This window comes from Telluria sp. ZB4P37 (genome assembly GCF_059685855.1).
The window spans coordinates 118,768-142,291 of sequence record NZ_JCASID010000008.1; the positions used below are offsets into that span (position 1 = coordinate 118,768).

28 protein-coding genes and 1 tRNA gene are annotated in these 23,524 nt (G+C 62.1%); 20 read left to right on the top strand and 9 right to left on the bottom strand.

Annotation, left to right across the window (positions count from 1 at the left end):
- Nucleotides 1–143 precede the first annotated feature (143 nt).
- Entirely contained in the window at nucleotides 144–500 is a 357-nt protein-coding gene (locus tag AC56K1_RS14375) for a YbhB/YbcL family Raf kinase inhibitor-like protein (RefSeq protein ID WP_497158509.1), read from the bottom strand.
- A gap of 99 nt (nucleotides 501–599) precedes the next feature.
- Between AC56K1_RS14375 and AC56K1_RS14380 the strand changes: the two genes are divergently transcribed.
- Nucleotides 600–2,168, top strand: a complete 1,569-nt coding sequence (locus AC56K1_RS14380; RefSeq protein ID WP_497158510.1) for a MutS-related protein — start codon at nucleotides 600–602, stop codon at nucleotides 2,166–2,168.
- Here AC56K1_RS14380 and AC56K1_RS14385 read toward each other — a convergent pair.
- Complete coding sequence (locus AC56K1_RS14385; RefSeq protein WP_497158511.1) at nucleotides 2,155–3,954, bottom strand: phosphoethanolamine transferase; 1,800 nt, start codon at nucleotides 3,952–3,954, stop codon at nucleotides 2,155–2,157. The two genes, AC56K1_RS14380 and AC56K1_RS14385, sit on opposite strands and share 14 nt — an antisense overlap.
- A 377-nt stretch (nucleotides 3,955–4,331) precedes the next feature.
- On the opposite strand from AC56K1_RS14385, the gene rpsL reads away from it, so the two are divergent.
- From rpsL to AC56K1_RS14415, 6 genes are all read left to right on the top strand, one after another.
- Entirely contained in the window at nucleotides 4,332–4,715 is a 384-nt protein-coding gene (gene rpsL, locus AC56K1_RS14390; protein ID WP_091877422.1) for a 30S ribosomal protein S12, read from the top strand.
- A 146-nt stretch (nucleotides 4,716–4,861) separates the two neighbouring features.
- Nucleotides 4,862–5,332 carry a 30S ribosomal protein S7 gene (rpsG, locus tag AC56K1_RS14395; RefSeq protein WP_171085213.1) on the top strand — a complete coding sequence of 157 codons (471 nt, stop codon included), beginning with the start codon at nucleotides 4,862–4,864 and terminating at the stop codon, nucleotides 5,330–5,332.
- Between the two features lie 114 nt (nucleotides 5,333–5,446).
- Nucleotides 5,447–7,552, top strand: coding sequence for an elongation factor G (gene fusA, locus AC56K1_RS14400; RefSeq protein WP_497158512.1), 2,106 nt, complete (start codon nucleotides 5,447–5,449; stop codon nucleotides 7,550–7,552).
- A 75-nt stretch (nucleotides 7,553–7,627) separates the two neighbouring features.
- Nucleotides 7,628–8,818, top strand: coding sequence for an elongation factor Tu (gene tuf, locus AC56K1_RS14405; RefSeq protein ID WP_497158513.1), 1,191 nt, complete (start codon nucleotides 7,628–7,630; stop codon nucleotides 8,816–8,818).
- Nucleotides 8,819–9,004: 186 nt separating this feature from the next.
- Nucleotides 9,005–9,319: a 30S ribosomal protein S10 gene (gene rpsJ, locus AC56K1_RS14410; protein WP_091877180.1), complete on the top strand. Its 315-nt coding sequence runs from the start codon at nucleotides 9,005–9,007 to the stop codon at nucleotides 9,317–9,319.
- Nucleotides 9,320–9,505: 186 nt separating this feature from the next.
- The gene (locus AC56K1_RS14415) at nucleotides 9,506–10,396 is read left to right on the top strand and encodes a hypothetical protein (RefSeq protein WP_497158514.1); all 891 of its coding nucleotides are present in this window, start codon (nucleotides 9,506–9,508) and stop codon (nucleotides 10,394–10,396) included.
- Here the strand turns inward: AC56K1_RS14415 and AC56K1_RS14420 are convergent.
- The 7 genes from AC56K1_RS14420 to AC56K1_RS14450 all read right to left on the bottom strand — a co-directional run bounded on the left by AC56K1_RS14420 (nucleotide 10,393) and on the right by AC56K1_RS14450 (nucleotide 17,221).
- The gene (locus tag AC56K1_RS14420) at nucleotides 10,393–11,628 is read right to left on the bottom strand and encodes a TerD family protein (RefSeq protein WP_497158515.1); all 1,236 of its coding nucleotides are present in this window, start codon (nucleotides 11,626–11,628) and stop codon (nucleotides 10,393–10,395) included. The genes AC56K1_RS14415 and AC56K1_RS14420 overlap by 4 nt on opposite strands.
- Nucleotides 11,625–12,551: an HpcH/HpaI aldolase/citrate lyase family protein gene (locus AC56K1_RS14425; protein WP_497158516.1), complete on the bottom strand. Its 927-nt coding sequence runs from the start codon at nucleotides 12,549–12,551 to the stop codon at nucleotides 11,625–11,627. The genes AC56K1_RS14420 and AC56K1_RS14425 overlap by 4 nt, the downstream gene beginning before the upstream one ends.
- The gene (locus AC56K1_RS14430) at nucleotides 12,544–13,632 is read right to left on the bottom strand and encodes a cysteine protease StiP family protein (protein WP_497158517.1); all 1,089 of its coding nucleotides are present in this window, start codon (nucleotides 13,630–13,632) and stop codon (nucleotides 12,544–12,546) included. Before AC56K1_RS14430 ends, AC56K1_RS14425 begins: the two co-directional genes overlap by 8 nt.
- Complete coding sequence (locus AC56K1_RS14435; RefSeq protein WP_497158518.1) at nucleotides 13,629–14,381, bottom strand: HAD family hydrolase; 753 nt, start codon at nucleotides 14,379–14,381, stop codon at nucleotides 13,629–13,631. Before AC56K1_RS14435 ends, AC56K1_RS14430 begins: the two co-directional genes overlap by 4 nt.
- Complete coding sequence (locus AC56K1_RS14440; RefSeq protein WP_497158519.1) at nucleotides 14,359–15,543, bottom strand: phosphoribosyltransferase domain-containing protein; 1,185 nt, start codon at nucleotides 15,541–15,543, stop codon at nucleotides 14,359–14,361. The genes AC56K1_RS14435 and AC56K1_RS14440 overlap by 23 nt, the downstream gene beginning before the upstream one ends.
- On the bottom strand, nucleotides 15,540–16,568 hold the full coding sequence (locus tag AC56K1_RS14445) for an ATP-grasp domain-containing protein (RefSeq protein ID WP_497158520.1): 1,029 nt from the start codon (nucleotides 16,566–16,568) through the stop codon (nucleotides 15,540–15,542). The genes AC56K1_RS14440 and AC56K1_RS14445 overlap by 4 nt, the downstream gene beginning before the upstream one ends.
- A 77-nt stretch (nucleotides 16,569–16,645) precedes the next feature.
- Nucleotides 16,646–17,221, bottom strand: coding sequence for a TerD family protein (locus AC56K1_RS14450; RefSeq protein WP_497158521.1), 576 nt, complete (start codon nucleotides 17,219–17,221; stop codon nucleotides 16,646–16,648).
- A 245-nt stretch (nucleotides 17,222–17,466) separates the two neighbouring features.
- Between AC56K1_RS14450 and AC56K1_RS14455 the strand changes: the two genes are divergently transcribed.
- The 13 genes from AC56K1_RS14455 to rplX all read left to right on the top strand — a co-directional run bounded on the left by AC56K1_RS14455 (nucleotide 17,467) and on the right by rplX (nucleotide 23,521).
- A tRNA-Val gene (locus AC56K1_RS14455) sits at nucleotides 17,467–17,543 on the top strand.
- A 275-nt stretch (nucleotides 17,544–17,818) separates the two neighbouring features.
- Nucleotides 17,819–18,475: a 50S ribosomal protein L3 gene (rplC, locus tag AC56K1_RS14460; RefSeq protein WP_171085191.1), complete on the top strand. Its 657-nt coding sequence runs from the start codon at nucleotides 17,819–17,821 to the stop codon at nucleotides 18,473–18,475.
- A 2-nt stretch (nucleotides 18,476–18,477) separates the two neighbouring features.
- The gene (rplD, locus tag AC56K1_RS14465; RefSeq protein WP_489874422.1) at nucleotides 18,478–19,098 is read left to right on the top strand and encodes a 50S ribosomal protein L4; all 621 of its coding nucleotides are present in this window, start codon (nucleotides 18,478–18,480) and stop codon (nucleotides 19,096–19,098) included.
- Nucleotides 19,095–19,412, top strand: coding sequence for a 50S ribosomal protein L23 (gene rplW / locus AC56K1_RS14470; RefSeq protein ID WP_171085187.1), 318 nt, complete (start codon nucleotides 19,095–19,097; stop codon nucleotides 19,410–19,412). The genes rplD and rplW overlap by 4 nt, the downstream gene beginning before the upstream one ends.
- Nucleotides 19,412–20,242, top strand: coding sequence for a 50S ribosomal protein L2 (gene rplB, locus AC56K1_RS14475; RefSeq protein WP_489874421.1), 831 nt, complete (start codon nucleotides 19,412–19,414; stop codon nucleotides 20,240–20,242). Before rplW ends, rplB begins: the two co-directional genes overlap by 1 nt.
- A 10-nt stretch (nucleotides 20,243–20,252) precedes the next feature.
- Nucleotides 20,253–20,528: a 30S ribosomal protein S19 gene (gene rpsS, locus AC56K1_RS14480; RefSeq protein ID WP_182990704.1), complete on the top strand. Its 276-nt coding sequence runs from the start codon at nucleotides 20,253–20,255 to the stop codon at nucleotides 20,526–20,528.
- Entirely contained in the window at nucleotides 20,525–20,857 is a 333-nt protein-coding gene (gene rplV / locus AC56K1_RS14485; protein ID WP_171085678.1) for a 50S ribosomal protein L22, read from the top strand. Before rpsS ends, rplV begins: the two co-directional genes overlap by 4 nt.
- Nucleotides 20,858–20,868: 11 nt before the next feature.
- Nucleotides 20,869–21,699, top strand: coding sequence for a 30S ribosomal protein S3 (rpsC, locus tag AC56K1_RS14490; protein WP_497158522.1), 831 nt, complete (start codon nucleotides 20,869–20,871; stop codon nucleotides 21,697–21,699).
- A gap of 2 nt (nucleotides 21,700–21,701) precedes the next feature.
- On the top strand, nucleotides 21,702–22,121 hold the full coding sequence (gene rplP, locus AC56K1_RS14495) for a 50S ribosomal protein L16 (RefSeq protein ID WP_005663456.1): 420 nt from the start codon (nucleotides 21,702–21,704) through the stop codon (nucleotides 22,119–22,121).
- A gap of 12 nt (nucleotides 22,122–22,133) precedes the next feature.
- Nucleotides 22,134–22,325, top strand: coding sequence for a 50S ribosomal protein L29 (rpmC, locus tag AC56K1_RS14500; protein WP_091877207.1), 192 nt, complete (start codon nucleotides 22,134–22,136; stop codon nucleotides 22,323–22,325).
- Complete coding sequence (gene rpsQ / locus AC56K1_RS14505) at nucleotides 22,322–22,594, top strand: 30S ribosomal protein S17 (protein WP_258826434.1); 273 nt, start codon at nucleotides 22,322–22,324, stop codon at nucleotides 22,592–22,594. The genes rpmC and rpsQ overlap by 4 nt, the downstream gene beginning before the upstream one ends.
- 234 nt (nucleotides 22,595–22,828) lie before the next feature.
- The gene (rplN, locus tag AC56K1_RS14510; RefSeq protein ID WP_155436388.1) at nucleotides 22,829–23,197 is read left to right on the top strand and encodes a 50S ribosomal protein L14; all 369 of its coding nucleotides are present in this window, start codon (nucleotides 22,829–22,831) and stop codon (nucleotides 23,195–23,197) included.
- A 9-nt stretch (nucleotides 23,198–23,206) separates the two neighbouring features.
- Entirely contained in the window at nucleotides 23,207–23,521 is a 315-nt protein-coding gene (gene rplX, locus AC56K1_RS14515; protein WP_091877211.1) for a 50S ribosomal protein L24, read from the top strand.
- Nucleotides 23,522–23,524 lie beyond the last annotated feature (3 nt).

The window sequence follows — 23,524 nt, forward strand, 5'->3', positions numbered from 1 at the left end:
TAAACTACCTTGCCCACGCGTTCAACCGGCTCCCGAATGGACGATACGTCTGCTCATGCACGGTTTGAACGCGTGGGCACAAACTGCACACCGCTACGAGCGGCGTATTCGCTGGCCGCGCGCGGCGTATTCGGCAGCGAACCCTATTTCTGCGGCTGCTGTTTTTGCCCGTACTTCCCCATCACCTCGCCCTTGGAAATCACATGCCCCTGCATCCCCTGCAGCAGGGTGTCGCGGTCCGCACCGAACGGCACCTTGAGCATGGTGTCCAGCGCATATGCCTGGAAGTGGTAATGGTGCGGCTTGTCGCCCACCGGCGGCTTCGGCCCGAAATAGCCCATCGGGCCGCGCGTGTTACGGCCCTGCAGCACGCCTTCGGGATCGGTCAGGCGCGGCTGCTCCTGCAGGCCTTCCGGCAGGCTGGTGACATTGGCCGGGATGTTCCAGGCCAGCCAGTGCACGAACGGGAACGTACGCAGTTGATTCCGGATGCGTGACAAAGCTTGAACATTCGGTATTGACGGGCTGTTAAGATCCTGCGTCGCCTCCGCCTTTTCCAGCCCATGCCTCCCAAGCTTGCTTCCCTGTTTGACTCCCTATTGAACCTGCTGCCCGACGATTTGCAGCCGGCAGCTGGCCGCGAACCGCCAGCGCATTTTTTTACGCCGGAAGAAATAGGGCGCCTGCACCGAGCCGGGCACGACGAACGCACCGCGCTCGACGACCAGACCTGGCAAGACCTGCTGCTCGAATCGTATGAAGACAAACTGGCGCAGGGCAGCAGCATCTTCGGGCGCCAGATGCTGCATCGGCGCCTGCGTGCGGGCGTTGACGACACCGAATGCGCGGCCCTAAGCGAGCGACTGCGCGGCCTGCTGGCCGATCCGGCGCGCCTCGATGCCATGACGACAGCCCTGCTGCCCCTACGCCATGCCGACACCGAGCTGGCCGGCCTGCTGTTCGGCGCCGAAGGCCCCGAGGCGCCATCCTGGGCACGCTGGCTGTGGACGTTGCCGCTGCTCCTGCTGGGATCCCTGGCCTTGCTGGCGACGCAGCCGCTCGGCTGGATGGCGACGCTCGCCGCCCTGGTGCCCTTGATGGCGCTGCAGATCAGCTACCACCGCCGCATCGAACTGTGGACGGCTACCCTGAACAGCCTGAACGCCCTGCTGGCAGCCAGCCACAAGCTGGCGGAGCTCGGCGGCCCGCTGTTGGCGCCTTTCGTCGACGCGCAAGGCCCCGCCGCGCGCCTGCACAAGCGGGTCGGTCGCTCGGTCCTGATGCGCATGATCCCGGGCGGGGCTGCCTATGCCAACTGGTTCGGCGCGTGGAACGTGCGCCGCTACTGGAAGACCATGCGCGCCGTGTACGAGGCGCGCGACTTCCTGCGCGCCGTCTACCTGCGCACTGCCGAACTGGAAGCCGACGTGGCATTGGGGCGCCACCTGCGCGGCCTGGACCACTGGTGCCGGGCCGAGCGCACGCCGGCGCGTACGCTCGAGCTGCAGGACGGCGTGCACCCGTTAATGGAGAAGCCGACCGCGCTGTCGGTGGCCCTCGACGGCCAGGGCGCCTTCATCTCGGGCCAGAACGCATCGGGCAAGAGCACGTTTCTACGCATGGTGGGCCTGAACCTGGTGGTGGCGCGCGCCTTCGGCTTCTGCTACGCGAAAGCAGCGCGCCTGCCGGCGGTGCCGGTGCGGGCCAGCATGCAGAACGAGGATTCGCTGCTAGGGGGCGAAAGTCTGTATATGTCGGAACTGCGGCGTGCCCGCGAACTGTTGACCGCCAGTGGCGCGCCGGCCGGCATCTGCCTGGTCGACGAGGTTTTCCGCGGCACCAATCACCTGGAATCGGTGTCGGCCGCCGCCGCGGTGCTGGAAACCCTGTGCGCGCGCGACCTGGTGCTGGTCTCCTCGCACAACCTGGTGCTGGCGCGCCTGCTGCATGGCCGGCTTGAGCCGCTGCGCATCGATACTTCCAGCGGCAGCCCAGTGGTGAATCCGGGCGTGTTGCGCAACCCGAACGGTATCGCGCTGCTGGCCACGCAGGGGTTTGGCGCCGGGATCGAGGACAGGGCGGCGGAGGTGGCGCGCTGGCTCAGCGAGCACTTGGCCGAGCCGGAATCAGAACCGGCCCCGGCCCCGAAGGCGCTCAGTTGCGCTTGAGCGGCTTGCCGCGCGCGATCACCTCGCGGCAGTCGCCGCGCATGGTGGCGTCGTCGTAGTCGGTCCAGCCATAGCTGTCGACATAGCGCTTGTGGCGCTTGAATTCCGGGCTCATGAAACTCCATTCGAGCCGCTCGCCCGGATAGCGGACGTCGGCCATGTCGAGCACCGTGTGGAACATGTTCTCGGTCGAGAGCCTGGCCTGGCGATGGCGCTGCAGCTGTTCGACCTTGGCGGGGAAGCGCTCGGCATAGGTGCTGGAATACCAGACGAAGGCCGGGATGTGGAATTCGTACTGCGTGTTATGGCCGTGGAAGGCGATCTTGCACGACTTGTCGTAGAGCGTCTGGCCATGGTCGGCCACGTAGAGCAGCGAGGACGGCAGCTTCGATTCCTTGAGCACCCCGATCACGTTCGACAGGAACCAGTCGGTGTACAGGATCGCGCTGTCGTAACTGTTGTTGATCTGCGGCTCGATGCGGGTGTCGGTGACGTCCGGCTTGGCGATTCCCGTGAGCGAGGGGTGCCAGCGGTCAAACTCCTTCGGGTAGCGGTGGGCGTAGTTCCAGTGGCTGCCCAGCGTATGCAGCACCACCAGGACTTTTTGCGCCGGGTCTGCGATTGCGCGCCGCAGCGGCGCGAGCAGTACGTCGTCGTGGTTCGAGACGCCTGAAAAACCGCCAAGGTTCAGGAACTGGACGTCGTCCGCTTCCTTGGCGAACACCGATACCGGCGTGTCGAACTTGCCGAACGAGACCTGGTTCGAGATCCAGAAGGTCTTGAAGCCGGCTTCCCTGAAAGCCGACAGCATCGATTTTTCGGAGAAGCCGTCCTTCAGGCTTTGCATGGCGGGCTTGCGCGAGATGATCACCGGGACCGACAGGCGGGTGGCCGACACCGGGGTGATCACGTCCTGCAGCATGACGAGGTTGTTTTCTTTCGCCAGCAGCGGATTGGTGTCGCGTTCGTAGCCGTTCAGGCTCCAGCGGTCGTAGCGTGAGGATTCTCCCAGCACCAGTACCACCACCTGCGGCGCATGCGCGTCGCCCGCCTGGTGCGCGCCGAAGCGGAAGGCCGCGCTGCGCCGGTTCAGTTCCGCCAGGTAGATGCGCTCTTTATAGAAGTCGACGCCGCGCGCGGTCAATCCAAAAGGCCAGGAGCGCGAGAAGATGCCGAGATCAAAAGGCAGCCTGGCCCAGTGCGGCAGCGCCGGCGGCCGGGCGGTGGCGGCTGCCGACGCGCTTGACGATGCGCTCACCCGCTGCGCAACGCCATATTTGTGCCCATAGGCCAGCACCGCCGCGCAACTGCCCAGTACCGCCAGCACTACCCAGCGCGAGCGGTCGGTCCAGTCGAAAGCGCGGGTGCGGCAGGCCACCATCCAGGTCGAGCCGAACCATAGCAGCACGGCAATGATGACCGCGCCGAGCAGCCAGGCTTTGCCGCCAACGAATTCCAGCGCCTCGCTGGGGCTGGTTTCGGCGATCACACCGAGGTGGTGGGTCGAGATGCCCTGGCCATAATAAGTAAGCAGGTAGAGCTCGGTCGGCAGCGCAAGGAAGGCCGGCAGCAGCGCCCAGTGGAACCAGGCGGGACGCTTGAACAGGGCCCAGGCCGCCATCCAGGCGAACAGCCCGGCGCCCAGCAACTGCCACGGGTCTTCCAGCGGCGTGCCCAACAGCTGCCCGGCGAAGGGCATGGCCGACAGCAACGCATAGCTCAGCAGCAGGTAGAGGTTGGCAGGGCGCAGCAGCGCAGGCGGCAATCGGTGCAACAGGCGGGACATCGGCTCGGCAGGCGGGAAAAACGGCTATTATGCTCACTTTGGCGGCAGCCGTCTTTATCGGCAGAAACGCTAGCGGGCGCGCTACGGGTAGAGCCGGGATGGCGAACACTTGTAGCAAGCTTGCCACATCCTCCACGGTAAACCGGCTCCTGGGCCCGCTGCCGGGTTCGCTGCTCACCAAAGCGGTTGACCCCTTGCCATATCAAGCCTATACTCGCGAGTTCTCGTTTTTATTCTGCACATCGTATACGCATTCGCAGCCGCTCCTTCGGTGAGTGGCTTTCGTCGCCTGCGCTGTGGAACTGAGCGGGACTAGGTTTCAGTCCCCGGACAGCGGTCCGGGTTATCAACTGTAGTACTTTGTTGGATTAGGAACGATGCCAACCATCAATCAACTGATTCGCAAGCCGCGCGTTGCCGCGGTTGTGAAGAGCAAGTCGCCGGCACTGGAAAACTGCCCGCAAAAGCGCGGTGTCTGCACCCGTGTGTACACCACGACCCCAAAGAAGCCGAACTCGGCTCTGCGTAAAGTCGCCAAAGTTCGCCTGACCAACGGTTTCGAAGTCATTTCGTACATCGGCGGTGAAGGCCACAACCTGCAAGAGCACAGTGTTGTCCTGCTGCGCGGTGGTCGTGTAAAAGACTTGCCGGGTGTGCGTTACCACATGGTTCGCGGTGCACTGGATACCCAGGGCGTCAAAGACCGTAAGCAGGCTCGCTCGAAGTACGGCGCCAAGCGTGCCAAGGCTGCGAAGAAGTAATAGCGGAGCTGGAATACGCGGTCTCGGTCACACCGGGGTCACATTTAAAAGTTAAGTTGAGCCGGCCGTCAGGCCGAGTAAGTGAGTGGTCATGATGGCCCTCGCGAGTGCCCCTAAAGCACTCAACTGAAGATAAAGGAATTGAAATGCCACGTCGTCGTGAAGTACCCAAGCGCGAGATCCTGCCAGATCCAAAATTCGGCAATACCGATGTCGCCAAGTTCGTCAACGTTCTGATGCTGTCCGGCAAGAAGTCGGTCGCTGAAAACATCATCTACGGTGCGTTTGAATACATCCAGACCAAATCGGGCAAGGACCCGCTGGAAGTGTTCGTGACCGCGATCAACAACGCCAAGCCGCTGGTGGAAGTCAAGTCCCGCCGTGTCGGCGGCGCCAACTACCAGGTGCCAGTGGAAGTTCGTCCGGTCCGCCGTATGGCGCTGTCCATGCGTTGGTTGCGCGAAGCCGCAAACAAGCGCAGCGAAAAATCCATGCCACAACGCCTCGGCGGTGAGCTGATGGAAGCGGCTGAAATGCGCGGTGGCGCCATGAAGCGTCGTGACGAAGTGCACCGCATGGCCGAAGCGAACAAGGCGTTCTCGCACTTCCGCTTCTAAGCAATTGGCCAGACTCCCCTGGGGGCGCGGCCGCAGTATCTGTTGTTCAGGCCGGGCACATTTTGACTCCAAGATGCCGCCCGGTTTTGTCCATTCAAAGATTTAGGAAAAATTATGGCACGCAAGACCCCCATTGAGCGCTACCGCAATATCGGTATCTCCGCTCACATCGATGCTGGTAAAACCACCACCACCGAACGCGTCCTGTTCTACACCGGCGTGAACCACAAGATCGGCGAAGTGCACGATGGCGCCGCGACGATGGACTGGATGGAGCAGGAGCAGGAACGCGGCATTACCATTACCTCGGCAGCGACGACCTGCTTCTGGAAAGGTATGGCCAACAATTTCGAGCCGCACCACATCAACATCATCGACACCCCGGGCCACGTCGACTTCACCATTGAAGTCGAACGCTCGATGCGCGTGCTCGACGGCGCCTGCATGGTTTACTGCGCAGTCGGCGGCGTGCAGCCACAGTCGGAAACCGTGTGGCGCCAGGCTAACAAGTACAAAGTCCCACGTCTGGCCTTCGTCAACAAGATGGACCGTACCGGTGCGAACTTCTTCAAGGTCTATGACCAGATGCGCGCGCGCCTGAAGGCCAACCCGATTCCTCTGCAGATCCCGATCGGCGCCGAAGAGAACTTCCTGGGCGTGGTCGACCTCGTCAAGATGAAGGCAATCTTCTGGGACGACGCTTCGCAGGGCATGAAGTTCGACTACCGCGACATCCCGGCCGAGCTGGTTGATCAAGCCAACGAATGGCGCGAGAAGCTGGTCGAAACCGCCGCTGAAGCGTCGGAAGAGCTGATGAACAAGTACCTGGACGAAGGCGACCTCTCGGAAGAAGAGATCAAGGCCGCCCTGCGCCAGCGCACCATCGCGTCGGAAATCGTCCCGATGATGTGCGGCACCGCGTTCAAGAACAAGGGCGTGCAAGCCATGCTCGACGGCGTGATCGAATACCTGCCGTCGCCAGTCGACATCCCGCCAGTCGGCGGTACCGACGAGGACGACCAGCCGGTCACCCGCCGCGCAGCCGACGACGAGAAGTTCTCGGCGCTGGCATTCAAGATCATGACCGACCCGTTCGTCGGCCAGCTGATCTTCTTCCGCGTCTACTCGGGCATGATCAAGTCGGGCGATACCGTCTACAACCCGATCAAGGGCAAGAAAGAACGCCTGGGTCGTATTCTGCAGATGCACGCCAACCAGCGCGAAGAGATCAAGGAAGTCCACGCAGGCGACATCGCCGCAGCGGTCGGCCTGAAAGAAGCGACCACGGGCGAAACCCTGTGCGATCCTTCGTCGGTCATCACCCTGGAAAAGATGGTCTTCCCTGAGCCGGTCATCCAGCAGGCTGTCGAGCCGAAGACCAAGGCTGACCAGGAAAAAATGGGCCTGGCGCTGAACCGCCTGGCACAGGAAGATCCGTCGTTCCGCGTGCGTACCGATGAAGAATCGGGCCAGACCATCATCGGTGGTATGGGCGAGCTGCACCTGGAAATTATCGTCGACCGCATGAAGCGCGAATTCAGCGTCGAAGCGACCGTCGGCAAGCCACAGGTTGCCTACCGCGAAACCATCCGCAAGACGGTCACCGACGTCGAAGGCAAGTTCGTCAAGCAGTCGGGCGGTCGCGGCCAGTACGGCCACGCAGTCCTGACCATCGAGCCGCAAGAGCCGGGCAAGGGCTTCGAGTTCGTCGACGCCATCAAGGGCGGTGTGATTCCTCGCGAATACATCCCTGCAGTCGAAAAAGGTGTGCGCGAAACCCTGACCACCGGCGTGCTGGCTGGTTACCCGGTCGTTGACGTCAAAGTCACCGTGACCTTCGGTTCGTACCACGACGTCGACTCGAACGAGAACGCGTTCCGTATGGCAGGTTCGATGGCATTCAAGGACGGCTGCCGTAAAGCATCGCCAGTCATCCTCGAGCCAATGATGGCCGTGGAAGTGGAAACGCCGGAAGACTACGCTGGCTCGGTGATGGGTGACCTGTCGTCGCGTCGCGGTATGGTCCAGGGCATGGACGAAATCCCAGGCGGCGGCGGCAAGATCATCAAGGCCGAAGTCCCGCTGTCGGAAATGTTCGGTTACTCGACCTCGCTGCGTTCGGCGACCCAGGGTCGTGCGACCTACACGATGGAATTCAAGCACTACTCGGAAGCTCCGAAGCACGTGATTGACGCCATCGTCACCGCAAAGTCCAAGTAATACCGCGGGGGCGGGACGTGTGTCCTGCCCCGTTAAAAATAAAGTAAGACAGTTCATTTAAAGGAAGATCGAAAAATGGCAAAAGGTAAATTCGAGCGGAACAAGCCGCACGTCAACGTCGGCACCATCGGTCACGTTGATCACGGCAAAACCACCCTGACGGCAGCAATCGCAACCGTCCTGTCGAAGAAATTCGGCGGCGAAGCAAAAGCATACGACCAGATCGATGCAGCTCCAGAAGAAAAAGCACGCGGCATCACCATCAACACCGCGCACGTCGAGTACGAGACCGAAAACCGTCACTACGCGCACGTCGACTGCCCAGGCCACGCCGACTACATCAAGAACATGATTACCGGTGCTGCGCAGATGGACGGCGCGATCCTGGTGTGCTCGGCCGCTGACGGCCCAATGCCACAGACCCGCGAGCACATCCTGCTGGCGCGTCAGGTCGGCGTTCCGTACATCATCGTGTTCCTGAACAAGTGCGACCTGGTCGACGACGCAGAACTGCTGGAACTGGTCGAAATGGAAGTCCGCGAGCTTCTCTCGAAGTACGAGTTCCCAGGCGACGACCTGCCAATCATCAAGGGTTCGGCACGTATGGCCCTCGAAGGCAAGCCGGGCGAGATGGGCGAAGACTGCATCATCGCCCTGGCGCATGCACTCGACACCTACATCCCGACGCCAGAGCGCGCTGTTGACGGCGCCTTCCTGATGCCAGTGGAAGACGTGTTCTCGATCTCGGGTCGCGGCACCGTCGTTACCGGTCGTGTCGAGCGCGGCATCATCAAGGTTGGCGAAGAAATCGAAATCGTCGGCATCATCGACACCGTCAAGACCATCTGCACCGGCGTGGAAATGTTCCGCAAGCTGCTGGACCAGGGTCAAGCTGGCGACAACGTCGGCCTGCTGCTGCGCGGTACCAAGCGTGAAGACGTCCAGCGTGGTCAGGTCCTGGCAAAGCCGGGTTCGATCAAGCCGCACAACCACTTCACCGGCGAGATCTACGTTCTGTCGAAAGATGAAGGCGGCCGTCACACCCCGTTCTTCAACAACTACCGTCCGCAGTTCTATTTCCGTACCACCGACGTGACCGGCTCGATCGAGCTGCCAGCGGACAAGGAAATGGTCATGCCAGGCGATAACGTGTCGATCACCGTCAAGCTGATCAACCCGATCGCGATGGAAGAAGGCCTGCGTTTCGCTATCCGCGAAGGCGGCCGTACCGTCGGCGCCGGCGTGGTTGCCAAGATCCTGGGCTAATTTCGGTTAGCTGGATCGCTCCACGGGACAGCTGTCCCGCTGGGGCAACAAGTGGGGACAGACTTTTTGGTCTGTCCCCATCTTTATGAGAGGGAAGGGTGATATACTCCCGCCTCTTGAGCAGTACAGAAACACCTTACACACATTGCCGGCTACGAGCCGGAACGTTCTTTTAAAGGAAATAGCATGTCCGCTAACCAGAAAATCCGCATTCGCCTGAAGGCATTCGACTACAAGCTGATCGACCAGTCCGCACTGGAAATCGTCGACACCGCCAAGCGCACCGGCGCCGTGGTCAAGGGCCCAGTCCCACTGCCAACCCGTATCCAGCGTTTCGACATCCTGCGTTCGCCGCACGTCAACAAGACCTCGCGCGACCAGTTCGAAATCCGTACGCACCAGCGCCTGATGGACATCGTTGATCCTACCGACAAGACCGTTGACGCGCTGATGAAGCTGGACCTGCCAGCTGGCGTGGACGTCGAAATCAAGCTGCAGTAATTCGTATTTTCGCCGGCGCAGCAATGCGCCGCGAAGCAAAGGCCGGGAAGTTCGCGAGAACTCCCGGCCTTTGTCATTATTTTTACCATTTGGTAAAAATTTGCCGGTCTACCGCTGGTGAATTGCCATGCCGTGCGCCCCTCCTTAATATGTTGAGGTCGAGAGAACTCATCAACGCGAGAACGCATGCTGGTCAGTCACAGCTTTAACAATGCCGCCGCCACCTTGCGCCGCGCTTCCTGGCTGCAGCTTGCGGGCTATGGCTACCTTGCCTTCATCGTGCTGATGCTGGCCAGGCAAGCCCTGCCTGCCGACTTGTCGGCAGCGCTGCGACCCTTCGGCCTGGCGCTGCCGCTGGCCTTGGTCGCTGCGAAAGACCTCGCGCACGCACCTGACGCGCTTGGCCGCTTCCAGGCTGCCAGCGGATGGCGCGAACGAATCACGGCATTCCTGCCGCCCGAGCTGGTCGGCAGGTTCCGGCTGGACCGCCTGATGTGGATCGGCTTTGCGCAATGGCTGCTGCGCCGTGCGTCGGTGCCTGTGCCGGACGGCGTGGCGCTCACTTACCTGCGCCGCGGCGCCTACGGCACGGCCATCGGCGTGGCCATGGTGGCGCTGCTCCTCGAACTGCCGATCAACGTCCTGCTCATCAACCTGTGGATCAGCGACGCGCAGACGCGCCAGCTGATCCACGTGGTCGGCGGCATCGGGGTGGTGTATTCGTTCGCATGGATCATGGGGGACCGCTGGCATGTGGGCGGCGGCAGCCATGTGCTGGCCGGCGGCGCACTGCACCTGCACGTTGGCGCGCGTAGCGAAGGCAGCATCCCCTTGAGCGCCGTCGAGCGCTGCGAAAGGGTGGAAGAAGCGCCCGAACGCTGGCGCCGCCGCCATGGCATCCATGCATCCGAGACTCTGCTGGTGACGCCTTTCGACAAGCCCAACTGCGTCCTGGTGCTCAAGCCGGATGCGGACGTCACGCTGCTGCACTGGCAGGTGACACGCAAGGCGCCACGCTATGTGCTGATGTACCTGGACCGGCCGGAACTGCTGGCCGGCCACGTACGCGCCGCTTAGCCTTTCGAGCCGGTCTTCCAGCGCATGCCGAAGCCGAAGTGGCGGTCCATCAGTTCGTGCGCGCTGGTGCCGCCGGACTGCTGGAAGTACTCCGCCAGCTTGGTCACCTGCATGCTGCCGCCGCGGTTCTCGATCAGGGCGATCGCGCACATGATCTGGCTGCCGCCGCCGTCGAGCCGCACTTCGATCGGCGCCTGGTCGGGCGCGGCGATCGTCACCACCCCGTCGGTCGCGGCCCAGTTGGGCACACCCTCGTAGATGAACGAGAAGATCAGCGCACGGCGGATCTGGTCGAAGCGCTCGCCGTTGATGTACAGGTTCTCGCCGCCGCTCACTGCGCCGGTGCGGTCGTCCGCATCGAGCTTGATGAAGGGCTCGCGCTCGAAGTCGCCCCAGGAGTTGCCGAGCGCCTGCACCAGCCCGCGGCGGCCGTCGGCCAGCTCGTACATGCAGCCCAGGTCCAGGTCGATGCCGCCGCGGCCCTTGCGGCCGGCGCCGGCACCTGCGATCAGCTTGTCGAAGAAGCCGGTCTTGGCCGGTTGCGGCGGCGCGGCCGTATTCGACTGGTTCCAGTTCAGGTTCACGTGGATGCGGCCGAAGCCTTTTCCCGCGCGCTTGTCGAGCGAGACCTTGTCGCCGCGCTTTTCCAGCGTGACTTTCGATAGCGAGACTTTTGCAGACGCCGCTGCAGGAGCAGGCGTTGCAGCCGGTGCCGGCGTGGGCGCCGCCTCGCTGCCCCCGAAATGCGCCAGCAGCGCCGACAGGCCGCCATTGAAGCCCTGGCCGACCGCACCGAAGCGCCAAGTGCCGTCGCGCCGGTACAGTTCCGCCACGATCACTGCCTTTTCATCGCCGAAGTCGGCGCCCGACCACGGGAAGCGCAGCGCGCTGCCGATGCTCAAGGAGCAGGCGCCGAGCGAGCGCATGGTATGCGCGCTGTCGATGGCCGCGACGAATACCAGCTTGGCGATCGATGCCGGCAGCAGGTCGAGGTTGACCGCGAAGCGGGCAGCAGCGCCACCCAATTCGAGGCGCACCGCGCCCTCGGGGCTGGCCAGCTGGTTGTAGAACACCATGTAGCGGTCGTCCGACAGGCGATCCGACGCATCCAGCCCGAAGCAGGATACGTCTACGGACATGCCGGGCGCCTGGAGTTCGATCTCGACCGTGAATGCGCTGCCGCAGCCAAGGTCTGACAGTTTTCCCTTTTGTCCGCGTGCGAACTGGTTCATGACGGTTCTCCTTCCAAAGAGGTGCGGCGTCCCGTATCGAGGCCGTGGGCGCCGAAGCGGTGCGATTGTTCGACCAGGCGCTCGGCCCAGGCACGGTGAGTGGCGACTTCGCACATGGCGTCGTCCATGCGGAACACGGCCGGGCTGGCGTCATCCAGAATGGCGCGCGCCACCGCCAGGTCTTGCGGGCGCACCTTGTAGTGCTGCTCGATGGGGCTGATCTGGGTCGGGTGGATCGCCGTCTTGCCGACCATGCCATAGGCCAGGTCTTCCACTACCTCCTGGTCGAGCAGCTCGGGCAGGTCGAGGTATTCGAACACCGGCGCGGTCAGCGCGAAGCCATAGGGACGGAAGGTGGTCACCAGGCGCGCGATGACGGGGCCCAGCGGCGTGCGGTAGATCGTCATGCTGCGCGGCCGCCGCAGGCCGAGCAGGGCCAGCAGGTCATTGCCGCCGATGCGCAGGCACAGGATGCGCTGGCGCACGCCCGGGGCATCGAACACGGCGCGCAGCTGCTGCATCTCGCTGTCGCAGAACACCTCGGCCGTCTCCAGCGTCGGCATCAAGACATGTTCGGTATCGCGCACCAGGCGGAAATAGGTGTCGAAGTTGTGGCGGGTGACCTTCGGCAGCACGAAGCCTGTCAGCTTGTCCACCCCGGGCATCGCCAGCACTCGCTCCATCACTTCCGGATTGCGCACCCGGACGAAACGCTCGGCCGCGATCTCTTCATGCATGTTCGCCAGCACCACCGACAGGTTGAACAGCGACCAGCTCAGCTCACGCTCGGCGATGGCGTCCTCGAGGCAGAAGATCAGCGAGCGCGCTTGCGGCGGTTTCTCGCCGTTGGCGATTAGCGCCAGGTCCTTATGATTGGCGGGCACGTACAACGACGCGCCCATCGACTTGATCCGGTTAGCCATCTAATGCATTCCTGATGAGCGATACAGCATGATAGGGGAGCAGCGGGTCGATCTCGACCGGCACCTGTTTTTCTTCAGCCAGCGCTTCCAGATGCGCGACCTCTAGGGCGCCGCGCTGGCGCAGCACCAGCAGGCGCGGCACGCGGCGCAGCAGCACCCGGGTGGCTTCGCCGATGCCGGGCTTGATCAAATTGACATCCTGGACGCCGTAGCCTGCCATGGCCCGCGCCAGGTAGGCGCGCGAACGCTCCCCGGCGAGCTTCGCGTCGAGCGCCTCAGGATCCGGCAAGCCGCTTGCTGCCTGTGCGGCTGCCTGCGCCACCAGCGCATCGGCGAAGCGCTGCGACTGGTCGTGCTCTGCATACTCGCCGTAATACACGCAGCCATGGAAGTCCTGCGGGCCGATGCGCTCGTCCAGCACCGTACGGCTGACCAGGCCCGATACCGTCGCGTTCAGGATACTCGACGGGATCAGGTAGTCTTCGCCAGACGCAGCACAGGCAGCCGCGCCGGCCAGATCGGACAGCACGTACAGGCCCTGGTCGATGCCGCTTCCATGGGCCGCATTGAAGGCGGAGACCGACAGCGCCAGCTCGCGCGCGATCACGCCCTTGCCGGTCCAGCCGTCCAGGAACACGATCGATTCCGGTCGATGGCCCTGGGCCAGGATGTGCCGCAGCGCCGCGCCATCCAGGCCCCGGTCACGCACGATCGACACCGAATAATGGACAGCCGCGCGCCCGAACACCTCGCGCAGCAGGCGCGCGACCACCACGCCCACGGGCGTGCCGGCGCGCGCCAGCGACACCACGGTGATCGCGCCCTCGCGCCGCGCCGCGACCAGCGCCGCCAACCGCAGGCAATCCTGTGCCATGCGATCGTTGTTGGCGCGGCAGGCCTCTTCGAACAGGGCCATGTAGCGTTTTGACGGCACCGTTTCCGGCGACAGCATCTGGCTGTAATGCCGCTGCCCGGACTGGATCAGGCGCTCCTTCTCAAGCACGCTGGTGTATGCCTGCGCTTCAAGGGGCGTGAGCAGGAATTCCACCTCGCCGCTGCGGTAGCTGCCCGAAAAGCTCACAGCGCCCCCACCGTGACGCGGGCCAGCTGGGTGGCGCGCGGCACGATCGCATAGTCGCAGGCCGCCATGAAGGGCGCGTCCGAGCGGCTGTCGCCCATGCCGAAGGTGACAATGTCGCCATGCTCGGCGCGCAGCAGTTCGGTCACGCAGGCCACGGCATGCGCCTTGTCGAGCGCTTTCGGGAGGATGGCGAGGTTGTTGCCGTTGCGGTGGACGACATAGTCCTGGTTGCCGTCCGCGATCCACGGCCGCACCACCTCGTGTTCGATCGGCGCCAGGCGCTCGTGCTGCTTGTCCGGGTCTTTCACCACCAGGAAGAAGGGCGTGGCGAAATCCTCGATCATGCGCGCACGCCCCTTTAAGCCGGTGCGCGCCGCGTATGCGTCGATATGCAGCGCCAGTTCCTGCAGGCCGGGCAGGGCGGCATGCATGGCATCGCGCATCCCTTCCAGCCAGGGCTGGTAGGCGCTGCCGTCGGGTTGCAGCACCACGCCGCCGTAATTGATGATGGCGTAGCTCTCGAAAGGCAGGTGCACGCGGCGCAGGCCGTCCAGGTCGCGCGCGGTGGTCGGGATGAGCGTCATCCCGTCCTGCACGAAGGCCAGGAAGGCACGCTGGGCACGGGTGGTGTACGAGCAGATGCTGCCGTCCTTGTAATAGGCGGCCGGCTCGAGCGCCTCGGCGCCGCTGCACTTCTCGAAAGTCTGGAACAGCGTGTCGTCCAGGTCAGCGAACAGGAACTTCTTCAACTTGGTCCTCGGTCAGGAAATGGAACAGGCGCGCCTTCAACAGGCCGGCCAGCTCGCGCAACGCGGGGCTCGACGCCGTCTCGTGGCAGACCAGCACGTGATCGTACTGGCCGGGCGCGACGTTGTAGATGAAATTGGCGACGGCTTCGCCGTAATTGTCCGGGAAGCGCAAGGCATGGCCCACTGCGCCCCAGGTCAGGATGGGCGAGCGCGTGGTCGACTGCACCATCACGTCGATGCCGTGCCGTTCCAGCGCCGCGCCCAGCAGCATGGCTGCGTGCATGAATTCGCCGGTGCCGAGCACCAGCACCGACGCACCTGGTGCGAATTCGCTGGACAACAGCACCGCCAGCGCCTCCGCCGCGGGCAGGGCGCCAGACAAACCAAGGCGTCCGAAACGGGTGCTGGCGCCGCGGTCGGCGTCAGGATCATAGCGCTGCGCTTCGCCCGCGGGCACCGTGTACTCGCCGGGCATGAAACGGTATTCGCCGCTGACCAGCGCACCCATGCTCACCGGCAGGCCGAAACGCTCGCTTAAACCTTCGGTCGCCGCCGCACCCATGAAATTGGTGATCGTCGCCAGGTGCACGCGCTCGATACCCGGGTTCAGGCGGCGGCAGGCTTGCGTCAGATTCAGGAAGGTGTTGCCGGTGCTGGCCTCGTCGTCCACCAGCACCAGGGTGCGTGCTTTCAACAGCAGCGCCTGCAGCGCGGGGTCTTGCGGCAGGTGAAGGAACTGGCGCGGCGCGTGGCTGTGCGCTTCCTCGAATTCGATCAGCGGTCCCGTGCCCACGCGGTAGCGCGTGGTGTGCACGAACAGGGCAGGCTGGCCCGGGTGGGCGCGCAGCCAGGCTTCGAACACGCCCTGGCCCAGGCCGATCGCCGTTTCGGCCATGGCGATGAAGACCACCGGGCCGTCGACATTTGGTACGGTCGCGCCCAAGCGGTCGTGGATGCCGATCATGGTCGATGGTCTCACCGGCCAGTGCTTGCCCAGCACCTTGCTGAGGAACAGGAAGCCGCGCTTGGCGTTCGCCCGTGCGGCAAAGCCGAGCAGCGCGTCGGCTTCCTCGACGCCCTGGTCGAGCGTCAGCTCGAGCTGGCCTGTGGGCAGGGCCACGCTGCGGCGCACGAGGTCCAGCGGTTCGGATTTGGCATTCATGCCAGCTCCACTGCCTGCGCCACCTCGACCACGCGCATGCCGTTGCGTACCTCGGGCACGGCGACCGTGTCGAAGCCGTCGGCGAAGCCCTTCAATGCAATCCACGGCAGGTTCGGTCCGGCCGCACAGGCCATGCCGATTCCGCCCGACATGCGCGGATTGATCTCGAGCAGGCGTACACGGCGCGCCTCGCCCTTGCCCGATTCGCGGAACTGCACGTTGAAGATGCCGTTCAGGCCATAGTCGCGCGCCAGCTTCGTGCTCGCCTCGACGATGTCGGGCCGCATGTCGATCAGCTGGCCGCTGCCGGCGGCAAGCTTGCGGCGCGCCACGGCCGCCACCAGCCGGCCGTTGTCTCCCACGCAGTCGACGCTGTACTCGTGGCCATCGAGGAATTCCATCAGCAGCATGCTGCGGAACTGCCCCAGCTCGGCCAGGCCGCGGCGCAGGTCCGCATAGCCGATGTGGTATTCGACGCCTGCCAGCAGCAGGGCGGCGCTGGAGCGCTCCTCGTCGATGACGGCAAAGCCCAGGCCATAGATCGAGCGCGAAGGCTTCAGGCACAGCTTCGCATGGCGCGGGCGCAGCTGGCCCCAGGCGGCGTCGAACTGTTCGACGTTCTCGAAGTGGCGGAACTCGGCCACCGGCGCCTGCGGCAACTCGGTCTCGGCATAGAAGCCGGCCTTGTCATGGATGAGCTGCAGCTTCGACGGCGAAGCCGCGCTCAGCACGCGCGTGCCGAGCGCTTCGAAACACTCGTGGTGCGCCGCCAGGGTGGTCGCTTCGCGCCCCGGCACGAAGATGTCGATCCGGTGCTCGCGGCAGAAGGCCAAACACCAGTCGACATAGGCGTTCGCTTCCAGCCCGGTCGGCTCGTTGTAGAACTCGTGCGCCAGGCGCGCGGCCGGGGTGTGGCGGTTGGCATTGCTGTGGATAATGGTGAAACGCCCGGCCGTATCGGCCTGGCGGATCAGCGTAAAGGCGGCGTAGACGGACGAGAACGTCCTGTTGTACCAGACGCGCATGGAGTCCTAAGTAGAAGTGGAGGCAGGCGCCCGCATGGTGGAACGCGGGCGCAGTGAAGCGGGATCGGTAAAAAGGCTCAGACGCTGACGCCGAACGAGCGGGCCAGCGGGCCCAGGCCACCCTTGAAGCCCTGGCCGACGGCGCGGAATTTCCATTCGCCGCCGTGGCGATAGAGTTCGCCGAAGATCATGGCGGTTTCGGTCGAGCTGTCTTCGGACAGATCGTAGCGCGCGATCTCGGCTTCGCCGGCCGCGTTCAGGCAGCGGATATAGGCCTTGCCGACCATGCCGAAGTTCTGGTGCCGCGCGTCGGCGTCGTGGATGGTGACGCAGAACGAGATCTTGTCGACCTCGGCGGGCACCGCCGCCAGGTCGATGGCGATCTTCTCGTCGTCGCCGGCGCCCTGGCCGGTCGTGTTGTCGCCTGCATGCACGACCGAGCCGTCGCTCGACTTCAGGTTGTTATAGAAAATGAAGTCGGTATCGCCGCGCACCTTGGCATCGGACTTGAGCAGGAAGGCGCTGCCGTCGAGGTCGAACGCGGCGCCGTCGGTCGAGCGCGGATCCCAGCCCAGGCCGATGATGACCTTGGTGAGACCGGGCGCTTCCTTGCTCAGGTTGACGTTGCCGCCTTTTTGCAGACTGATTGCCATACGAACTCCTTTTCTGTCAGGGGTGCAGCCAGCGGTGCTGCCGCTACCGCTGCGCCGGGGCTTCGATCGACACGCCAATATAGTAGGCGTTAATTATTCAATTGTACACGCGGAATATTCCATCTTTGCGGGGAGGGGTGTCCATACGGCAGCGCTGCCGTGAACATGGCCCGCGCACTATTTTCACAATCACACAACACAGCTATTGCAAAACCCACAGGACCGATCGTATAATTCGGCTCCCCGGGCGGTTAGTTCAGTTGGTTAGAATACTTGGTCGACATCCAAGGGGTCGCAGGTTCGAATCCTGCACCGCCCACCAAAATTCCTTAGCAGTTCCAGATCGCAGGCCTCCCAGGCCTGCAGAGAAAAGACGGTTCCTTTGTCTTTTCTGCGCTGACCAGCAGGTCAGATTTCTTTCTTTCTCCAAGTGCAGCGGAAAACGCAACAGGGTCGACATACCCCCGAATCTCTTGTTGCGTCAAGCCTTTTTGCACGCTATACTAGCCGGCTTCGGTATGGGTTTATCTTTTTTGCCCGCACCTTTTCCTGTAGTTAAATTAGCCCCGCCCAATCGTAGGTGGGAATGGAGAAAAAATGAGCCTGGGCCTTCTCGGTCGCAAGGTTGGCATGATGCGCATCTTCACGGATGACGGGGATTCGATCCCAGTTACCGTGCTCGACGTGTCGAACAACCGTGTTGCGCAAGTCAAAACTCCTGAAACTGACGGTTATACCGCTGTTCAGGTCGTATTCGGTCAACGTCGCGCTTCCCGCGTGATCAAAGCCGCCGCCGGTCACTTCGCCAAAGCTGGCGTGGAAGCCGGTACGATGCTGAAGGAATTCCGCATCGAATCCGCACAAGCCGCTGAACTCAAAGCCGGCGACACCATTGATACTTCGATGTTCGAAGTGGGCCAGAAAATCGACGTGCAAGGCACCTCGATCGGTAAGGGCTACGCCGGTACCATCAAGCGTCACAACTTCGCCTCGGGTCGTGCTACCCACGGTAACTCGCGTTCGCACAATGTTCCTGGCTCCATCGGTATGGCGCAGGATCCAGGCCGCGTGTTCCCAGGCAAGCGCATGACCGGTCACATGGGCGACGTCACCGTCACCACCCAGAACCTGGAAGTCGCTCGTATCGACGCTGAGCGTCAACTGCTGCTGGTGAAGGGTGCCGTTCCTGGCGCCAAGAACGGCCAAGTGGTTGTCAAGCCAGCCGTCAAAGTCAAAGCCAAGAAAGGAGCTTAATTATGGAACTTCAGCTCCTGAATGAGCAAGGTCAAGCTGGCGCCGGCGTAGCCGCCGCCGATACCGTGTTCGGCCGCGAATACAACGAAGCACTGATTCACCAGGTCGTGGTCGCCTACGCTGCCAACGCACGTAGCGGTAACCGCAAGCAGAAAGACCGTGAAGAAGTCCACCACACCACGAAGAAGCCATGGCGCCAAAAAGGTACCGGCCGCGCTCGTGCTGGTATGTCGTCGTCGCCACTGTGGCGCGGCGGTGGTCGCATCTTCCCGAACTCGCCTGACGAGAACTTCACCCACAAAGTCAACAAGAAGATGTTCCGTGCAGGTATCTGCTCGATCTTCTCGCAACTGGCTCGTGAAGGCCGTCTGGTCGTTATCGAAAACCTGTCGATCGACGCTCCAAAAACCAAGCTGCTGAGCCAAAAGCTGCAGGGCATGGGCCTGGAATCGGTCATGGTGATCACCGACACCATCGAAGAAAACCTGTTGCTCGCCTCGCGTAACCTGCCGCACGTGCTGGTCGTCGAGCCGAAAGCAGCTGATCCGATGTCGCTGGTGTTCTACAAAAAAGTCCTGGTCACCAAAGCTGCACTGGCCAAGATCGAGGAGATGTACGCATGAGCGCCGCAATCAAATTCAGCGAAGAGCGCCTGATGAAGGTGCTGCTGGCTCCGGTCATTTCCGAAAAGGCGACCTTCGTCGCTGAAAAGAACGAACAGATCGTGTTCAAGGTTCTGCCGGATGCGACCAAGCCAGAAATCAAGGCTGCCGTCGAGCTGCTGTTCAAAGTCGAAGTGGAATCGGTGCAAACCGCAAACCGCGAAGGCAAGCAGAAGCGTTCGGGCCGTTTCACCGGTCGTCGCAACCACACCAAGCGCGCTTTCGTGGCCCTGAAGCCGGGTCAGGAAATCAATTTTGTCGAGGAGGCTAAATAATGGCACTCGTTAAGATGAAGCCAACCTCCCCAGGCCGTCGCGGCATGGTGAAAGTTGTGACCGAAGGCCTGTACAAGGGTCGTCCGTTCGCAGCACTGGTTGAAAAGAAATCGAAAACTGCCGGCCGTAACAACAACGGCCACATCACCACCCGTCACATCGGTGGTGGTCACAAGCAACACTACCGTATGGTGGACTTCAAGCGCAACGACAAGGACGGTATCCCGGCCAAGGTCGAGCGTATTGAATACGATCCAAACCGTACCGCGCACATCGCTCTGCTGTGCTACGCGGATGGTCATCGTGCGTACATCATCGCCACCAAAGGCATGGCTGTCGGCGACAGCGTCATGAACGGCTCGGAAGCGCCGATCAAGTCGGGTAACTGCCTGCCAATCCGTAACATCCCGGTCGGTACCGTGATGCATTGCGTCGAAATGCTGCCAGGTAAGGGTGCCCAGATGGCCCGTACCGCCGGCGCCGGCGTCGTGCTGATGGCCCGTGAAGGCACCTACGCCCAGGTCCGCCTGCGCTCGGGTGAAGTCCGTCGCGTGCACATCGAGTGCCGCGCGACCGTGGGCGAAGTCGGCAATGCCGAACACAGCCTGCGCAAGATCGGTAAAGCTGGTGCGATGCGCTGGCGCGGTGTTCGTCCTACCGTTCGCGGTGTGGTCATGAACCCGGTCGATCACCCGCACGGTGGTGGTGAAGGTAAAACCGCAGCTGGTCGTCATCCAGTGTCGCCTTGGGGCCAACAGACGAAGGGCAAGAAGACGCGTTCGAACAAGCGTACTTCGTCGATGATCGTTTCGCGCCGCGGCAAGAAATAAGGGATAACACATGACTCGTTCATTGAAAAAAGGGCCGTTTGTTGACGCCCACCTGGTGAAAAAAGTCGAAACCGCGCAAGCGAATAAAGACAAAAAGCCAGTAAAAACCTGGTCGCGCCGCTCGACGATCACGCCTGACTTCATCGGTCTGACGATCGCTGTGCACAACGGCAAGCTGCACGTGCCTGTGTACGTGTCGGAGAACATGGTCGGCCACAAGCTCGGCGAATTCGCGCTGACCCGTACGTTCAAGGGCCACGCCGCTGACAAGAAGGCGAAAAAATAATGGAAACTAAAGCAATCCTCAAAGGCGTGCGCCTGTCGGAACAAAAGGGCCGCCTCGTTGCGGACCTGATCCGCGGCAAGAAAGTTGACGCAGCACTCAACATTCTGCAGTTCAGCCCGAAGAAGGGCGCGACCATCATCAAGAAGGTTCTCGAGTCGGCTATCGCCAACGCGGAACACAACGATGGCGCCGACATCGACGAGCTGAAAGTCGTGCAGATCTATGTTGAAAAGGGCCCGATCCTCAAGCGCTTTACGGCTCGCGCCAAAGGCCGCGGTGATCGCATTTCGAAACAATCCTGTCACATTTACGTGACTGTCGGTAACTAAGGGGTCATACGATGGGTCAGAAAATCCACCCAACCGGCTTCCGCCTGGCGGTCACCCGTAACTGGGCATCGCGCTGGTACGCTGGCAACGGCAACTTCGCCGACATGCTGCAAGAAGATCTGGCAGCACGCGCATTCCTGAAAAAGAAGCTGAAGAACGCTTCGGTCGGCCGCATCGTCATCGAGCGTCCAGCCAAGAATGCACGCTTCACCATTTACTCGTCGCGTCCTGGTGTCGTGATCGGTAAAAAAGGCGAAGACATCGAAGTGCTGAAGACTTCGCTGGCGAAGATCATGGGCGTGCCCGTGCACGTCAACATCGAAGAGATCCGCAAGCCTGAGATCGATTCGCAACTGATCGCCGACTCGATTTCGCAGCAGCTGGAAAAGCGCATCATGTTCCGCCGCGCGATGAAGCGTGCCATGCAAAACGCCATGCGTCTGGGTGCCGTCGGCATCAAGATCATGTCGTCGGGCCGCCTGAACGGCATCGAAATCGCACGTACCGAATGGTACCGCGAAGGCCGTGTGCCTCTGCACACCCTGCGCGCCGATATCGACTACGGCACCAGCGAAGCATCGACCACCTACGGCATCATCGGCGTCAAGGTCTGGGTCTACAAGGGCGACCGTTCGGTCACCGGCGAAGCACCAGTCATCGACACCCCGCCGGACGACAAGAAGCCACGCGGTCCACGTCGTGACGATGGCAAGCCATCGCGCGGCCCACGTCCGGCCGGCGGCGCCCGTCCAGCCACTGCAGCGCCAACCGTGCGTGCTCGCCCAGCCGTCAAGCTGGCGACCCCAGCCGCCGCTGCGCCAGCTGAGAAAGCAGGAGAATAAGCATGCTGCAACCATCGCGCAGGAAGTATCGTAAAGAGCAGAAAGGCCGTAACACCGGCATTTCGCACACCCGCGGCACCGCGGTCTCGTTCGGTGAATTCGGTCTGAAGGCAGTTGCCCGCGGCCGTATCACTGCACGCCAGATCGAAGCGGCACGTCGCGCCATGACCCGTCACATCAAGCGTGGCGGCCGTATCTGGATCCGTATCTTCCCGGACAAGCCGATTTCGAACAAGCCGGCCGAAGTCCGTATGGGTAACGGTAAGGGTAATCCAGAATACTACGTCGCTGAAATCCAGCCAGGCAAAGTCCTGTACGAGATGGACGGCGTCGCTGAAGAACTGGCACGCGAAGCGTTCCGCCTGGCCGCTGCCAAACTGCCACTGGCTACCACTTTCGTGGTCCGCCAGGTCGGCCAATAAAAGGAGTTGAATATGAAAGCATCGGAACTCCTCGGCAAGGACCAGGAAGCCCTGCAAAAGGAGCTGAATGAGCTGCTCAAGGCCCAGTTCGGCCTGCGCATGCAAATCGCTACCCAGCAGCTGGGTAACACTTCGCAGCTCAAGAAAGTACGTCGCGACATCGCACGTGTGAAGACCGTGATGAACCAGAAGGAAGCCAAATGAACGACACCACTAAAACGGCGCTGAAGCGTACGCTGGTCGGCAAAGTCGTGTCCGACAAAATGGACAAGACGGTGACCGTACTGATCGAGCGTCACGTGAAGCACCCGCTGTACGGCAAAATCATCGTGCGTTCGAACAAGTATCACGCGCACGACGAGACCAACCAGGTCAAGACCGGCGACACGGTCGAGATCACGGAAGGTCGCCCGATCTCGAAGACGAAAGCGTGGACGGTGACTCGCGTTGTGCAAGAAGCACAGGTCATCTAAGCCTTAAAATTTGTCTTGCGTGGCCCGCTGGTATCTGGGATACTAGCGGGCTTCGTTCATGTGTTGCCGCAGTTTGTCCCCCCTCGGTAACTGCGGCCTGTAACGAAAGTTATTTGGAAAGTCCATCACCCAAACATAGTGCTCCAGCAGGGGCGTTATGGCGGGACCAAGACTGACCGCAGGCCTACGGTTCGCCGTGGGGTTTCTTCGGCTTAAGTTGGGAAAGAAAATACTATGATTCAAACCGAAAGCCGGCTCGAAGTGGCCGACAACACCGGTGCAAAGGAAGTTCTGTGCATCAAGGTGTTGGGCGGTTCCAAGCGCCGTTATGCGAGCATTGGCGACGTGATCAAAGTAACCGTCAAGGTTGCTGCGCCACGTGGTCGTGTCAAAAAAGGTGAAATTTACAACGCCGTGGTTGTGCGTACCGCCAAAGGTGTGCGCCGCCAGGATGGTTCCCTGGTCAAGTTCGATGGCAATGCCGCCGTCCTGCTGAACGCCAAGCTGGAGCCGATCGGTACCCGTATCTTCGGACCAGTGACCCGCGAACTGCGCACTGAAAAGTTCATGAAGATCGTGTCCCTGGCACCTGAAGTTCTGTAAGGATTCGACATGGATAAGATTCGTAAAAACGACGAAGTCATCGTTCTGGCCGGTAAAGACAAGGGCAAGCGCGGTGTCGTTCAGAAGCGTGTAGACGCTGAACACGTCATCGTCGAGGGCGTCAACGTCGCTAAAAAAGCGACCAAGCCTAACCCGATGACCGGTGTTACTGGTGGTATCGTCGACAAGACTATGCCGATTCACGTGTCGAACGTCGCGCTGTTCAACGCGGCGACCGGCAAGGCAGATCGCGTTGGCTTCAAAGACCAGGACGGCAAAAAAGTCCGCGTCTTCAAGTCGAGCGGCGAAGTAGTGAAGGGGTAAGAA

Excerpts from the sequence above, each read along its gene's own strand:
- AC56K1_RS14385 (WP_497158511.1), bottom strand. The coding sequence starts at position 3,954 with ATGTCCCGCCTGTTGCACCGATTGCCGCCTGCGCTGCTGCGCCCTGCC.
- rpsL (WP_091877422.1), top strand. The coding sequence starts at position 4,332 with ATGCCAACCATCAATCAACTGATTCGCAAGCCGCGCGTTGCCGCGGTT.
- rpsG (WP_171085213.1), top strand. The coding sequence starts at position 4,862 with ATGCCACGTCGTCGTGAAGTACCCAAGCGCGAGATCCTGCCAGATCCA.
- fusA (WP_497158512.1), top strand. The coding sequence starts at position 5,447 with ATGGCACGCAAGACCCCCATTGAGCGCTACCGCAATATCGGTATCTCC.
- tuf (WP_497158513.1), top strand. The coding sequence starts at position 7,628 with ATGGCAAAAGGTAAATTCGAGCGGAACAAGCCGCACGTCAACGTCGGC.
- rpsJ (WP_091877180.1), top strand. The coding sequence starts at position 9,005 with ATGTCCGCTAACCAGAAAATCCGCATTCGCCTGAAGGCATTCGACTAC.
- AC56K1_RS14415 (WP_497158514.1), top strand. The coding sequence starts at position 9,506 with ATGCTGGTCAGTCACAGCTTTAACAATGCCGCCGCCACCTTGCGCCGC.
- AC56K1_RS14420 (WP_497158515.1), bottom strand. The coding sequence starts at position 11,628 with ATGAACCAGTTCGCACGCGGACAAAAGGGAAAACTGTCAGACCTTGGC.
- AC56K1_RS14425 (WP_497158516.1), bottom strand. The coding sequence starts at position 12,551 with ATGGCTAACCGGATCAAGTCGATGGGCGCGTCGTTGTACGTGCCCGCC.
- AC56K1_RS14440 (WP_497158519.1), bottom strand. The coding sequence starts at position 15,543 with ATGAATGCCAAATCCGAACCGCTGGACCTCGTGCGCCGCAGCGTGGCC.
- AC56K1_RS14445 (WP_497158520.1), bottom strand. The coding sequence starts at position 16,568 with ATGCGCGTCTGGTACAACAGGACGTTCTCGTCCGTCTACGCCGCCTTT.
- AC56K1_RS14450 (WP_497158521.1), bottom strand. The coding sequence starts at position 17,221 with ATGGCAATCAGTCTGCAAAAAGGCGGCAACGTCAACCTGAGCAAGGAA.
- rplC (WP_171085191.1), top strand. The coding sequence starts at position 17,819 with ATGAGCCTGGGCCTTCTCGGTCGCAAGGTTGGCATGATGCGCATCTTC.
- rplD (WP_489874422.1), top strand. The coding sequence starts at position 18,478 with ATGGAACTTCAGCTCCTGAATGAGCAAGGTCAAGCTGGCGCCGGCGTA.
- rplW (WP_171085187.1), top strand. The coding sequence starts at position 19,095 with ATGAGCGCCGCAATCAAATTCAGCGAAGAGCGCCTGATGAAGGTGCTG.
- rplB (WP_489874421.1), top strand. The coding sequence starts at position 19,412 with ATGGCACTCGTTAAGATGAAGCCAACCTCCCCAGGCCGTCGCGGCATG.
- rpsS (WP_182990704.1), top strand. The coding sequence starts at position 20,253 with ATGACTCGTTCATTGAAAAAAGGGCCGTTTGTTGACGCCCACCTGGTG.
- rpsC (WP_497158522.1), top strand. The coding sequence starts at position 20,869 with ATGGGTCAGAAAATCCACCCAACCGGCTTCCGCCTGGCGGTCACCCGT.
- rplP (WP_005663456.1), top strand. The coding sequence starts at position 21,702 with ATGCTGCAACCATCGCGCAGGAAGTATCGTAAAGAGCAGAAAGGCCGT.
- rpmC (WP_091877207.1), top strand. The coding sequence starts at position 22,134 with ATGAAAGCATCGGAACTCCTCGGCAAGGACCAGGAAGCCCTGCAAAAG.
- rpsQ (WP_258826434.1), top strand. The coding sequence starts at position 22,322 with ATGAACGACACCACTAAAACGGCGCTGAAGCGTACGCTGGTCGGCAAA.
- rplN (WP_155436388.1), top strand. The coding sequence starts at position 22,829 with ATGATTCAAACCGAAAGCCGGCTCGAAGTGGCCGACAACACCGGTGCA.
- rplX (WP_091877211.1), top strand. The coding sequence starts at position 23,207 with ATGGATAAGATTCGTAAAAACGACGAAGTCATCGTTCTGGCCGGTAAA.